Origin of the sequence: Pseudomonas sp. ICMP22404 (genome assembly GCF_006227205.1) — a bacterium.
Classification (GTDB): Bacteria; Pseudomonadota; Gammaproteobacteria; order Pseudomonadales; family Pseudomonadaceae; genus Aquipseudomonas.
Genome location: NZ_VCNG01000010.1, coordinates 109,922 through 123,861, shown reverse-complemented (window position 1 = coordinate 123,861; position 13,940 = coordinate 109,922). Strand labels below are relative to the sequence as shown.

General features: G+C 48.3%; 13 protein-coding genes. All 13 read left to right on the top strand.

Translation table 11 applies throughout. The features are described from left to right. The first annotated feature begins 11 nt into the window (after positions 1–11). Entirely contained in the window at positions 12–1,706 is a 1,695-nt protein-coding gene (gene rpsA / locus FGE05_RS18230) for a 30S ribosomal protein S1 (protein ID WP_041024567.1), read from the top strand. Between the two features lie 218 nt (positions 1,707–1,924). Next, entirely contained in the window at positions 1,925–2,203 is a 279-nt protein-coding gene (locus FGE05_RS18225; RefSeq protein WP_139647101.1) for a hypothetical protein, read from the top strand. Positions 2,204–2,348: 145 nt separating this feature from the next. Then, the gene (ihfB, locus tag FGE05_RS18220) at positions 2,349–2,639 is read left to right on the top strand and encodes an integration host factor subunit beta (RefSeq protein WP_041024569.1); all 291 of its coding nucleotides are present in this window, start codon (positions 2,349–2,351) and stop codon (positions 2,637–2,639) included. Positions 2,640–2,655: 16 nt separating this feature from the next. Beyond that, a complete protein-coding gene (locus FGE05_RS18215) occupies positions 2,656–2,892 on the top strand; it encodes a DUF1049 domain-containing protein (protein WP_373682511.1) in 237 nt (78 codons plus the stop codon). A 943-nt stretch (positions 2,893–3,835) separates the two neighbouring features. Continuing rightward, positions 3,836–5,260, top strand: coding sequence for a lipopolysaccharide biosynthesis protein (locus tag FGE05_RS18210; RefSeq protein ID WP_139647098.1), 1,425 nt, complete (start codon positions 3,836–3,838; stop codon positions 5,258–5,260). A gap of 123 nt (positions 5,261–5,383) precedes the next feature. Then, positions 5,384–6,634 (top strand): glycosyltransferase, encoded by a 1,251-nt coding sequence (locus FGE05_RS18205; protein ID WP_139647096.1) that lies wholly within the window; start codon positions 5,384–5,386, stop codon positions 6,632–6,634. Further along, positions 6,627–7,661, top strand: coding sequence for a polysaccharide biosynthesis protein (locus tag FGE05_RS18200; RefSeq protein ID WP_139647312.1), 1,035 nt, complete (start codon positions 6,627–6,629; stop codon positions 7,659–7,661). The genes FGE05_RS18205 and FGE05_RS18200 overlap by 8 nt, the downstream gene beginning before the upstream one ends. 3 nt (positions 7,662–7,664) lie before the next feature. Next, the gene (locus FGE05_RS18195; protein WP_139647094.1) at positions 7,665–8,786 is read left to right on the top strand and encodes an NAD-dependent epimerase/dehydratase family protein; all 1,122 of its coding nucleotides are present in this window, start codon (positions 7,665–7,667) and stop codon (positions 8,784–8,786) included. A gap of 97 nt (positions 8,787–8,883) precedes the next feature. Continuing rightward, positions 8,884–10,014, top strand: a complete 1,131-nt coding sequence (gene wecB / locus FGE05_RS18190) for a non-hydrolyzing UDP-N-acetylglucosamine 2-epimerase (RefSeq protein WP_139647092.1) — start codon at positions 8,884–8,886, stop codon at positions 10,012–10,014. A 5-nt stretch (positions 10,015–10,019) separates the two neighbouring features. Beyond that, entirely contained in the window at positions 10,020–11,240 is a 1,221-nt protein-coding gene (locus FGE05_RS18185; protein ID WP_139647090.1) for a glycosyltransferase family 4 protein, read from the top strand. Positions 11,241–11,276: 36 nt separating this feature from the next. Next, complete coding sequence (locus FGE05_RS18180; protein ID WP_139647088.1) at positions 11,277–11,873, top strand: sugar transferase; 597 nt, start codon at positions 11,277–11,279, stop codon at positions 11,871–11,873. After that, on the top strand, positions 11,870–12,496 hold the full coding sequence (locus FGE05_RS18175) for an acetyltransferase (protein ID WP_139647086.1): 627 nt from the start codon (positions 11,870–11,872) through the stop codon (positions 12,494–12,496). Before FGE05_RS18180 ends, FGE05_RS18175 begins: the two co-directional genes overlap by 4 nt. Before the next feature lie 83 nt (positions 12,497–12,579). Then, on the top strand, positions 12,580–13,758 hold the full coding sequence (locus FGE05_RS18170) for a DegT/DnrJ/EryC1/StrS aminotransferase family protein (RefSeq protein ID WP_139647084.1): 1,179 nt from the start codon (positions 12,580–12,582) through the stop codon (positions 13,756–13,758). The last annotated feature ends 182 nt before the right edge of the window (positions 13,759–13,940 follow it).

The following is a 13,940-nucleotide window of genomic DNA, read 5'->3' as shown; positions in this document are numbered from 1 at the left end:
CAGGAATTAAAATGAGCGAAAGCTTTGCGGAACTCTTTGAAGAAAGCCTGAAAACCCTGAACCTTCAGGCAGGCTCCATCATCACCGGTGTTATCGTTGATATCGATTACCAAGCTCGCTGGGTAACCGTTCACGCTGGTCTGAAGTCTGAAGCACTCATCCCGCTTGAGCAGTTCTACAACGATGCTGGCGAGCTGAACATCAACGTCGGTGACGAAGTTCACGTTGCTCTGGACTCGGTTGAAGATGGCTTTGGTGAAACCAAGCTGTCCCGTGAAAAAGCCAAGCGCGCTGAATGCTGGATCGTTCTGGAAGCGGCTTTCGCAGCTGAGGAAGTGGTCAAGGGCGTTATCAACGGTAAGGTTAAAGGCGGCTTCACTGTCGACGTTAACGGCATCCGTGCGTTCCTGCCAGGTTCCCTGGTTGACGTCCGTCCAGTGCGCGACACCACGCACCTGGAAGGCAAAGAGCTGGAATTCAAGGTCATCAAGCTGGACCAGAAGCGCAACAACGTTGTCGTTTCCCGTCGCAGTGTCCTGGAAGCCGAAAACTCCGCCGAGCGCGAAGCTCTGCTGGAATCGCTGCAGGAAGGCCAACAGGTCAAGGGTATCGTCAAGAACCTCACCGATTACGGCGCATTCGTCGATCTGGGTGGCGTCGATGGCCTGCTGCACATCACCGACATGGCCTGGAAGCGTATCAAGCATCCTTCTGAAATCGTCAACGTTGGCGACGAGATCGATGTCAAGGTTCTGAAGTACGATCGCGAGCGCAATCGTGTTTCCCTGGGACTCAAGCAACTGGGTGAAGATCCATGGGTCGCTATCAAAGCCCGTTACCCAGAAGGCACCCGCGTCACTGCCCGTGTTACCAACCTCACCGACTACGGCTGCTTCGCTGAGCTGGAAGAAGGCGTTGAAGGTCTGGTACACGTTTCCGAAATGGACTGGACCAACAAGAACATCCACCCTTCGAAAGTCGTACAAGTCGGCGACGAAGTGGAAGTCATGGTCCTGGACATCGACGAAGAGCGTCGTCGTATCTCCCTGGGCATCAAGCAGTGCAAGTCCAACCCATGGGAAGACTTCTCCGGCCAGTTCAACAAGGGCGACAAGATCTCCGGCACCATCAAGTCGATCACCGATTTCGGTATCTTCATTGGTCTGGACGGCGGCATCGACGGTCTGGTTCACCTGTCCGACATCTCCTGGAACGAAGTGGGCGAAGAAGCCGTACGTCGCTTCAAGAAGGGCGACGAGCTGGACACCGTCATCCTGTCGGTTGACCCAGAGCGCGAGCGCATCTCCCTGGGTATCAAGCAGCTGGAAAGCGATCCGTTCTCCGAGTACGTTCAAGAGAACGACAAAGGCGCAATCGTTAAGGGCATCGTGAAAGAAGTTGACGCCAAAGGCGCCATCATCACCCTGGCCGACGATATCGAAGCGACTCTGAAAGCCTCCGAAATCAGCCGTGACCGCGTTGAAGACGCGCGTAACGTTCTGAAAGAAGGCGAAGAAGTAGAAGCCAAGATCATCAGCGTTGATCGCAAGAGCCGCGTAATCCAGCTCTCGATCAAGTCGAAAGACGTTGAAGACGAGAAAGAAGCTATCCAGAGCCTGCGCGACAAGCCAGTTGCTTCGGATGCTCCAGTAGCCACCACTCTGGGTGACCTGCTGCGTGCTGCACAAGCGGAAAAACAGAACTAAGTTCTGACTTTCTGTAAAAAAGGGCGACTTCGGTCGCCCTTTTTTGTGGATGCGATGTTGTTAATCCCTGCATTCCATCTGGGCATGTCTCGTCAGGGTTTACTGTCACGATGAAACCAATTCTCTGGTAGAACGGTCTCTTTGTTAAGCGGATCAATTATCTATATGGCGATCAAGGTTGTTTGGCATTGGATGTGCCTCCTGCGTATAGGACTTGAATGAACAGATTCTTTCTTGTGTTGGTGGTATTGACGCTGGCAGGTTGCTCTACAAGCGCCAAGACCCACGCAGTACGCGGTGTCAGTGGCATCGAGATCGATTGCTCGGGGTTGGGCTCCGGCTGGGAGAAGTGTCATAAGCGCGCTGCCAGGGAGTGCAAGGGGGCGGGTTATAAAGTGATTACCCGATCCGACGATGCGAAGGATGAAGACTCGTATCCCTTCGGGTTCAATCCGGCGGGTTATCTGACGCGGACGATGCTGGTTATGTGTCGATAGTGGGGGGGCGCTTATGCTGCGTGCCCCGAAAAGGAGCAGTGCGGTGTATGGAAGATTTGTCAATACTTGGGCTGTTCAAATTCCTCGGAGCATGCTAAAACCTTTCGAAGCACTGATCTAGCTGCTTGAAAAAGAAGGGAAAAATATGACGAAGTCGGAGTTGATCGAACGAATTGTCACCCATCAAGGGCTGCTCTCATCCAAGGATGTGGAGTTGGCCATCAAGACTATGCTTGAACAAATGTCCCAATGCCTGGCGACCGGAGATCGTATCGAGATCCGTGGCTTCGGCAGCTTTTCCCTCCATTACCGTGCGCCACGGGTGGGGCGTAACCCTAAGACCGGCCAGTCCGTGAGTCTTGACGGCAAATTCGTACCTCATTTCAAGCCGGGTAAGGAACTCAGGGATCGGGTGAATGAGGATGAGGAGGTATGAATGTGCTGGATCAAGAATGATGCGTAACCTCTCACGCGCAGTACTTACCGTGTTGATACTGTTGCTGGTTTTGTTAGTTCTAGTGTTTGTTCTAGAGAACCAACAGCGCTTCACTTTAGCTTTTCTAGGCTGGTCTTTACAGAACGTGCCAGTATCGATTGCTGTAATACTTGCTTTGCTCGTTGGTATGGGTATGGGACCTTCTTTCGCGTTTTTGTTCGGACGTATCAAAGGAAAGCGTCGCCGTTCGTGACGTTCGATCAAGGCCGGCTAGCTTTAGTTCTACGTTGGCGGGCAATCCCTTGGGCCTTGATGAGGTTTTTCATGATTGTGCAATGTGGCTTTCAGTTGCGAAGGCCATGGGAATCCCTTTTCCGGATGCTTGTTTGGAAGTAAAGAACGAGTGGAATGAGTCTGGGGTGAGGATGACAAACAGCAAGCATGGTCAGGTGGCTCTTCGCCGGATACCAAGGTATTAAATTTTGTACGACCGCATCCGTGTTGATCAGGTGGAAGTTTTTTGTTTATAGCCTAGGCTCAACATTCTCCAAAAGCCAAATAGTCTGAATAGCTTTCGCGACCAGGAGCACCCTGCAGATTTTTCGTGTGGCGAGTACAGGGGGCAGCATCGCCCACAGCTTTCCACTCTATTTGTGCGGGTATTTTAGAAACTGAACTGTCGTCGGTACCATATGCCGCTTTCTTGCATTATATAAGTCGGCTGTACCTCCGCACGTGGTGTTGGGCTGGACTGGTGCCGCAATCGCACGACCAACGCCTTCTTGAATGCACGCGGCGTACTGAATAACTCCGTTCTGTCTCTTTATCGTTGGCGACGGTCAATCAGTCCTGGCAGATGGAGGGCGGGGACCTTGCTGTTACTTCCTCAACCTTTTCGGGGCGTCTAGCGCAGTTCTATGAAAAAGCTTCGCTCGGTCTCCAAATTGCCTCCCATTCCTGGGATGAGGGGCGTCGACAGGTTGTATGGTGAGTTGGTTGAGGAGTCTGCCTGGTGATCGTCTGCTCCGTCGATTTGTCTCATTTTTTGCTCATGAGCAGTGGCACGGTGCCATCTTGCCCATAAATTGTAAACATGCGATCCTTTCTGAAATATTTCTAAATGAAGCTGCCTCTGTGGCTTAACATTGTTTTATCTATTCTTGTTATGAGAAAAACGTTGGGTGGATCAGAGAGTTATGAGTGTTTTTCTTCAAAAGTTATTGCTCTATGTTCCGGTAAAGATGGTGCCAGCTGTATCAGGTGTTTTTTTAGTTTTCTTCTTATATAGATCGTTTCCTGAAGGGCAGTATATAAGTTATTCGGTAAGTGTATTTTGTTCTTTGATTGCTGCCCAGTTATGCGCTGGTTGGGTAGGGAACTCATTCGTTTATTATTATTCTGGGGTGAAGGAAAGAGGCTTATTTACCTCGAATTGCATATGTATGGTTTTGTTTATTGCTCCGATCGCATCTTCTCTGGCAGCAATCGTATCTGTATTTTTTGTCGCTGGGGAAGGTTTTTTTGTCTATGTTTGGTTGTTGTGCTTTAGTCAGATTTTATTTTTTTTTCTTTCGTCGACGTGTCAAGCGGGCTTCTTGGTGAAACAGCAACTTGTCGCTGTTCTTCTACAGACCCTTACCCAGATTGGATTGGTAATGCTTTTTTTTAGGTATGTAGATATTGATTTCAGGTACGCCCTGCTCGCATCGGTCGCCGGCTATACTGTTTCAGTGTTATATATGCTTTTCTGTGTATTGCGTGTTTATAAGGCTTCGAATCCGTTCTCAAGTGTTGAGCTATTTAAGCGTGATCTAAAGCTTGTCTATCAATATGGTGCCGCGCTTTCGCCATGGATTCTAGGCATGTTGGTGATGGCGGGGGCTGATCGCTTTGCAATTGGGCATTATGGAGTTGAATATGGAGACTCATATTTATCTTTAAAAGATCTTTTTGTTGGTGGTGCAGGGCTTCTAAGTATGCCTCTGTTGATGATGGTTCACCCATTTGTAATTAACAAGTTTCGGGAAGGCAAATTTGCTATAGAAATTATAGAGAGTTCTTCAAGCTTACTGATTGTGGCATTTTCTCTCTTGTGGTGCGTCCTGTACTTTGTCGGTTTTGAGTTTTTTGAGCGAATGACGGGCAAAAAAATTGGAACATCTACAATAATTGTTTTCTATGCTTTTCTGGGAGTTTTTTTGAATAGTACGGCTGTGTATTTTCAAAAGCGGCTTGAAGTGCATAGGCGGATGAAATTACTTGCATATCTTTCACTGGGGGCCGCGATTATGTCCATCGGATTGGCTTGGGTTGGTGGAATGTTATGGGGGCTTTATGGCATATCCTTGGGCGTGCTCCTGGCTCAATTTATTTATTTTGGCTTCGTCGTTGCCAGTATGTATAAGCGGCTCAATGTGTACAAAGCTTTTACATTTCCTACGATAGTGTCATTTTTGGCTTTTTCTGTGGGTTATGCTTTGCATTTAAGTTTGCAGCTTGAATGGGGGGATAGTCTTTGGTGGAAAGTGTCCATCTATTGGATAATAGGCTTTTCGATTGTTTCGCTTATTTCCTTCTGGAAAGGCGTTAGGTGGGGTGAGTTCATGAAGGCTACCCTATAATCGGTATACGTTATCATGTTGGTTCTGTAGGGTTTCGGTGGCTGGATATTCGCCTTGTTGCTGCACGTTATGCGTACGTATTTATTTGGTTGGTTCGTTCGTGTTGCATGACTGCGCAGGCAGATGGCTTTGGTCGGTCTGGTTGGTTTTAAGAAGGTCGGAATGAGAAAAAATATTGTCTTGTTGGGATTCTATGTTGGAGACGAGTATTTTGAGAAGTACTCAAAAGGCGATTCCTTTCCTCAAGTAGCTGCATATAAGCTTGAGGGTAGGTTCCTCGATGCTATGCGCTTGGGTGGTGCTTTCGTAAATACCGTTGCGAGCATTGCGGTTTCTACATACCCACGAAATAAAAGGATATTTTTTCCTGGTATGCAGAAGGTCAATAACGAAGGCAGTTGCCGTATTGTCCCTCTTCTCAATCTGCCGATGCTAAAAATGTTAAGTCGCCTGCTCGGGACTCTCTATGGACTCTTTCGTTTGCGAAAATCTAAAACAGACATGGTTTGCGTTTACGCTGCTCATACGCCAAACTTGGTCGCCGCGTATGTATTCCGTAAACTCCTGGGCGTTAATTATTTTGTTTATATACCTGACCTTCCCATTTATATGGATATGGGAGTAGGCAGGCTCCTTGTTACGAGGGTCTTAAAAAAAATAGATAGTTGGTTGATCGATAATCTAATTTCTCGATCCGCGGGAGTTTTTGTTGCAAGTGAGTATATGGTTGCTGATAGTTCTAGGTGGTCGAAAAAACCGTTCATGGTTCTTGAAGGTATCGTCCACTCAGGGAGCGAAGCATCTCACAATGTACCCAAGGAAGAAGAGAGCGGCATCATTTTCTATGCCGGAGGCCTCAGTAAAGCCTATGGAATTGTAGAACTGGTCGAAGGCTTTATTAAGGCGAATACTGGCTACGAACTTTGGCTGTGTGGTCGCGGTGAGCTGGAATCATATCTTTCGGAAGTGTCGAAGTGTCATTCGTCAATTAAGTATTTAGGCTTCTTGAGTGCAAAAGAGGTTGAGAGTATACAAGCTAGAGCGGCGTGTTTGATTTTAACTAGGAATCCGCAAGAACGTTACACACGGTACTCATTCCCTTCCAAGCTGCTGGAGTACATGGCCAGCGGGATACCTGTTCTCACCACGCGACTTGACGGAATACCCAAAGAGTATTTTGAGTTCTTAAATGTTATTGAGGACTCCACCTCTGAAGGGATCTGCGCGGCGTTGACAGATTTTTGCGCGGCTAATCGACAGATTTTGTTCAAAAAGGCGGAATATGGTAGAGTCTGGCTTCTGAGGAATAAGTCCAGCTCTGCCGTCGGACGAAAAATTATAAGTTTTATGGAGGAAAAAAATGACCATTTTTAACGGTAAGAAATTGTTGATCACCGGCGGGACTGGTTCTTTTGGTAATGCGGTACTTAAACGGTTTTTGAATACTGATATCGCTGAGATTCGTATCTTTAGTCGAGATGAAAAGAAGCAGGATGATATGCGTAAGATCTACGCAAATCCAAAGCTGAAATTTTATATCGGCGATGTGCGTGATTATCAAAGTGTCTTGAGCGCCACTCGTGGAGTAGACTATGTCTTTCACGCTGCCGCTTTAAAACAAGTACCCTCGTGTGAATTTCATCCAATGGAAGCGGTGAAGACAAACGTCTTGGGTACTGAAAACGTTTTGGAAGCTGCGATTCAGAACGATGTCAAGCGCATAGTTTGCTTGAGTACCGACAAAGCTGTATACCCGATCAATGCGATGGGTATTTCAAAGGCTATGATGGAAAAGGTGATGGTTGCCAAGTCGCGCAGCGCTGACGATGAGAAGACCGTGATTTGTGGTACGCGCTACGGCAATGTAATGGCGTCACGCGGCTCGGTGATACCTTTGTTCATTCAGCAGATTCGTGATGGGAAGCCTTTGACCCTAACCGATCCGAGCATGACCCGCTTCATGATGACGTTGGCCGATGCGGTGGACTTGGTGTTGTATGCTTTTCAGCATGGTAACAATGGCGATCTGTTCGTACAGAAAGCACCAGCAGCGACGGTAGAAACGCTTGCCAGGGCGTTAACTCAGATGCTTAAAGTTCCAGAACATCCGATCCAAGTCATTGGTACTCGGCATGGTGAGAAGCTTTACGAAGCATTGCTGAGTCGGGAGGAGATGGCTTGTGCCGAAGATCGCGGTGATTATTTCCGAGTACCGCCTGATCTGCGTGATTTGAACTACTCAAAATTCGTAGAGGAAGGTGAAGAAAAAATATCTCACTCGGAAGATTACAACTCCCATAACACTACTCAGTTGGATGTGGACGGTATGAAAGAGCTATTGCTTAAGCTTAATTTCATGCGCGCAATACAACGCGGCGAACAAGCAACACCTGAGGAGTAGGAAATGAAGGTGCTAATTACCGGCTCCAACGGATTTATCGGTAAGAATCTCATAGCGCACCTAGGTGAGCGCAGCGACGTAGAAATCCTGCGATTTACTCGAGAGGATGACGTTGCTCAATTACCTAGCTTGCTCACGCAAGTGGATTTTGTATTCCATTTGGCGGGTGTTAATCGTCCGCAGAATCCGGAAGAGTTCAAGGCTGGTAACACCGACTTAACTCGCGCAATTTGTGATGCTGTAGCGCTAAGTGGTCGTTCGATTCCTGTCCTTTATACCTCTTCTAGTCAGGCCGAGCTGGACAATGCTTACGGTAATAGTAAGCGCGGAGCTGAGGCGGCGTTGACCGAACTTGCCGATAATTACGGTATAAAGGTCTACGTATTCAGACTGCCAAATGTTTTTGGTAAGTGGGCACGTCCTAACTATAACTCTGCTGTTGCTACGTTTTGTCATAATACTGTTCAGGGCTTGCCAATACAGATTCACGATGCTCAGGCGAAAATTGATCTTGTCTATATAGATGATGTTATCAGATACTTCATTGCCGCGATGGATGGGCTGCTTTCATCTGAGCGCTTTGCTACCGTGGAGCCTATGTACACTATTAGTGTGGGTGCACTGGCAAAGCAGCTGGAGGCATTTCGTGATAGTCGAGATACGTTAATTACTGAGCCCGTGGGGAAAGGGTTGATAAGGGCTCTTTACTCTACCTACGTCAGTTATCTTCCCCCGGATCGCTTTACTTATGAAGTTCCCAAGTATGGAGATTCTCGGGGTGTATTTGTTGAGATGCTGAAAACGGCTGATAGCGGTCAGTTCTCATACTTTACAGCCCATCCTGGAATCACTCGCGGTGGGCATTATCATCATTCGAAAACTGAAAAATTTCTGGTGATTAAAGGTACGGCTTGTTTTCGATTTCGCCATATTGTTTCCGGTGAATTTTACGAGTTATTCACATCGGGTGAAAAACCGGAAATAGTGGAAACTGTTCCGGGATGGACTCACGACATCACGAATGTGGGGGGGGAGGAGATGATAGTCATGCTTTGGGCCAATGAAATTTTTGATCGCGAGCTCCCGGATACCTACACTCGTCCAGTAGCTACGTCTATTCAATAAGGCTTTTAATTATAAGAGTTTCAGCTTGGATTCGTTGATTTATTGTGGTCTCGATGGATTCATGGTTGTTTAATTATTATTCAGTGTGGTTTCTGAAATGAAAAAATTAAAGGTTGTAACTGTCGTAGGGACCCGTCCAGAGATCATTCGTTTGTCGCGTGTGATGGCTGCCTTGGATCAGTATTGTGATCATATTCTTGTTCACACTGGGCAAAATTATGATTACGAATTGAACGAGATTTTTTTCCAGGATCTAGGTATCCGAAAGCCTGATCACTTTTTGAACGCTGCGGGTGCAAGCGGGGCCGAAACAATAGGTAATGTGATCATTGGTGTCGACCGACTTCTGTCTGAGGTGTTGCCTGAAGCTCTGTTGGTACTGGGGGATACAAATAGTTGTATGGCCGTGATTCCGGCAAAGCGACGGAAAATTCCGACATTTCATATGGAGGCCGGTAATCGTTGCTTTGACATGCGTGTACCTGAAGAAATCAATCGTCGAATTGTCGACCATACTGCCGATATTAATCTGACTTACAGTACGATTGCACGTGATTATCTCCTTCGGGAGGGGCTCTCGCCTGATATGGTTATAAAAACCGGTAGTCCTATGTTTGAGGTGTTAAATTATTATCGTGAGGGTATTGAAGAGTCAGATGTTCTTTCTCGCCTTGGCTTGGAAAAGGGCAAGTTTTTCGTAGTCAGCGCACATCGCGAGGAAAATATTGATTCGGATAAAAATTTTGGCAAGCTGGTCGAAACTCTTAATGGCGTTGCTGAGCATTATGGATATCCGGTTATCGTCTCCACGCATCCGCGTACAAAAAAACGAGTTGATGAACTCGGCGTAAAGTTTCATTCAAATGTCCAGCTACTCAAGCCACTCGGTTTCAAGGATTATAACAAGTTACAGTTGGAGTCCAAGGCGGTTCTGTCCGATAGTGGCACCATCAACGAAGAGTCCTCTATTCTTAACTTCCCGGCGTTGAATATTCGGGAGGCGCATGAGCGTCCTGAGGGGATGGAGGAAGCTGCTGTAATGATGGTAGGCCTGGAAATCGAGCGTGTGATGCAGGGCTTATACGTACTGGAAGAACAAAGTCACGGTGCGGAGCGCGGCATGCGGCTTGTTTCAGACTACAGTATGCCAAATGTAGCAGAGAAAGTAGTACGTATCATACATAGCTATCGCGACTATGTTATGCGGACCGTCTGGAGAAGGTATTAATACGCATGGCTATTCGTGTGTTACTGCTCACGCAGTGGTTTGATCCTGAGCCGACTTTCAAAGGACTGGTTTTTGCTCGTGAGTTGGTTGCGCAGGGCTTTGAAGTTGAAGTCGTTACGGGGTTTCCCAATTATCCAGGCGGGAAGTTGTATCCTGGCTATAAAATTAAAGCGCTTCAACGAGAGGTTGTTGACGGTATCCATATAACGCGTGTGCCGCTCTATCCTAGCCACGGGCAGAGCGGTATTGGGCGGGTGCTAAACTATGTTAGTTTTGCAGCCAGCGCCCTGTTATATGGTCTTCTTCGCGCAAAGAAGCCTGATGTCATTTACGCTTACCATCCTCCGCTGACGGTCGGAATTGCAGCGGCGTTCATTCGTTTTTTTCGGCGAGTACCGGTGGTTTACGACATTCAGGATATGTGGCCAGACACGCTCAAAGCTACGGGGATGTTTTCCAGCGAAAAGCTCTTGAAAGTTGTCTCAAGTGTGTGCAATTGGGTTTATCGACATGTGGATCAGATCGTGGTGTTGTCGCCAGGGTTCAAACGCTTGCTAATTGAGCGGGGGGTGCCTAAGCAAAAAGTCGATGTGATATACAACTGGTGTGCAGAGGACTTGGTTAGTTCTAGTTCGGTAAGCCTTCCTGATCAATTTCCAGAGACCACAAAATTTCGAATATTATTTGCTGGAAATATGGGCAAGGCACAGTCGCTGGATACAGTTATTGAAGCTGCTCAGTTACTGCGAAAAAATAACAAACAAGTGGCGTTCATTTTTCTCGGTGGCGGAGTAGAGGCCTCAAGGTTGGAGGCACTTGTCGAAAGGCAAAAGCTGCAGGATATTTTTTTTCTGCCAGCCGTTCCTATGTCTGAAGTGGGTGCTTATTTAGCCGGCGCTGATGCATTGCTTGTGCATTTGAAGAAAGATCCGTTGTTCAGGATCACCATTCCTTCCAAAACCCAGGCATATATGGCGGCTGGGAAGCCAATATTGATGGCTGTGGAAGGTGATGCGGCTGACCTCATACGCGATGCTGGTTGTGGTGTTGTCAGTGAGTCAGACAATCCCCGGGCGCTTGCTGAGGCTATCATTGCGTTGATGGAAGTTTCCGAGGAGGGGCGTGCTCTGATGGCTGAAAATGGACAGGCGTTTTATCGTAAGGAGCTGTCCTTGCAGGTAGGTGTTGAGCGTTTTGCGGCACACTTCAGGCGATTATCGAAATAGAATCTGAATAGTAAGCTGTTTTTCCGTGGAGCTCCGATGTTAAAACGTGTCTTCGATATTGTGGCCTCCCTGGCCGGATTGATTGTCTTGTCTCCCGTGATAGCGATCATCGCGTACTTGATTCACAAGCGATTAGGATCACCGATTCTATTTCGTCAAGTGAGGCCCGGTCTCGGAGGTATACCTTTTGAGATGGTGAAATTTCGTACTATGCGAGATGCCATGGATGCCAAAGGTCACCCGCTACCTGATTCTGAACGTATGACAGACTTTGGCAGATTTCTTCGGTCGAGTAGTCTGGATGAGTTGCCTGAGCTCTGGAACGTGATCAAGGGAGATATGAGCCTGGTTGGGCCACGTCCGCTGCTGATGGAATATCTGCCTCTGTACGATGAGATGCAAGTCCGTAGGCACGATGTACGTCCAGGCGTGACCGGTTGGGCTCAAATAAACGGTCGAAATGCGTTGTCTTGGGACGAAAAATTTCAGCTTGATGTTTGGTATGTAGAAAATCAGTCATTGTGGCTTGATCTTAAAATCATCTTCCTCACGGTAAAGAAGGTATTGATCCGCGACGGAATCAGTGCTGAGGGCGAAGTTACAATGCCTAGGTTCACGGGTTCGAAGAAATGAAGAGGTTGGCGATTCTTGGGGCGAGTGGCCATGGGAAGGTTGTCGCCGACACTGCAGAGTGCTGCGGATGGCAAGCTATCGAGTTCTTTGACGATGCGTGGCCAAGCGTCAGTTCCATCGGGGTATGGCCGGTAGTTGGTAACACCGAAGATCTAGTTGCTCGCGTGGAGGAGTTCGACGGTGTACTGGTGGCTATTGGCAACAACCGTATTCGGCGGAATAAAATTGACGAACTAAAAGCTTCTGGTGCGAGACTGCCAGTACTGGTGCATCCTTCGTCCACTGTAAGCCGATACGCTAACATCGGTCCTGGAAGCGTCGTATTCGCATCTGCGGTAGTCAATGCCTACGCCTCTGTTGGTGGAGGAGCGATCTTGAACACCGGCTGTAGTGTCGATCACGACTGCGTTCTTGGTTTATGTGTGCATGTCAGTCCAGGCGCTCGACTGGCGGGGGCCGTAAGCGTCGGTGATGGAAGCTGGATTGGTATCGGAGCGAGTGTCAGGCAGGTGCTCAGCATCGGCGTTAACGTAACGGTGGGAGCAGGCTCCACGGTGGTGTGCGATATATCTGATAACATGACAGTGGTAGGGACACCCGCTCGTGAGATTGTCAGCCCCTGAGCTTTACCAATGAATCCGCAAAACGGACTGGCCGTTTGAGTTTTCGACGATTCTTTATTAATTCTGGATGACAGGTAAAAAACGTGTTGAATACTCCATTTTCTCCTTGGCCTTCGTTCACAGAGGAAGAGGCCAATGCCGTTCGTGACGTAGTTTTGTCCAATAAGGTCAACTACTGGACCGGACAAGAGTGTCGCGAGTTTGAGAAGGAGTTCGCCGCATGGACTGGCACAGCGCACGCTGTCGCCCTGACGAACGGCACCGTTGCGCTTGATCTCGCTTTGAAGGCTCTTGATATTGGCCCTGGAGACGAGGTCATCGTCACCCCTCGAACCTTTCTTGCTTCAGTTTCCAGCATCGTCAATGCCGGGGCTGTTCCCATTTTCGCCGAGGTGGATCGGGATACCCAGAACATAACGGCAGAGACTATCCAGTCGGTGTTGACGCCTCGGACCCGGGGAATAATCTGTGTTCATCTTGCTGGGTGGCCTTGTGATATGGATCCGATCATGGAACTCGCCTCCCTTCATGATCTCAAGGTAATCGAAGACTGCGCTCAAGCACACGGTGCTAGGTATAAGGGGCGGGCTGTTGGTTCCATTGGTCATATAGGAGCTTGGTCATTCTGCCAGGACAAGATCATGACCACCGGCGGTGAAGGTGGGATGGTCACGACGAATGATCGAGACCTTTGGTTGAAAATGTGGTCATACAAGGACCATGGCAAGAGTTGGAATGCGATCTACGAACGTGAGCATCAACCAGGATTCCGCTGGTTGCATGAAAGCTTTGGTACGAATTGGCGTATGCTGGAATTGCAGGCCGTCGTGGGGCGGATACAGCTTCGTCGCATGCAGAAATGGCACGACAGCCGGATCCGTAATGCTGAGCGTATCTGGTCGCATGCCCGGGAGTTGAAAGGTTTACGGGTGCCCGCTGTTCCTGAGGATCATGTCCATGCTGCTTATAAATGCTATGTCTTTGTAGAGCCGCAGCAGTTGAAGTCCGATTGGAATCGTGACCGTATCATTGCCGAAATCAATGCTCTGGGCGTGCCATGCTTTTCAGGCTCTTGCTCTGAGGTCTATCTAGAGAAAGCTTTTGACGACACGGGGTGGCGGCCTGAGGTACGGCTGCCTGTGGCCAAGGAACTGGGCGAGACTAGCCTGATGTTCCTGGTGCATCCAACGCTTACTGATATGGAGATCCAAAAAACATGCGAAGTGATGCGGATAGTGCTGCAACAAGCTTGTAAGTGCTGAGGATCCAGCCGAAGCTTGATCTGAATCGCCGTATTTGCCTCGGAGGCCTACTGGTTCGAGATGCTGGCGATTTGCCGAGGTTGCTGAGATGGGATCTGTCCCATCGGATCATTCATTATCGATGGTGAGTAAATACATTGACTGGCGCAGAGTTTACGAAGCGTGTTGTATTTTCGTTTTAC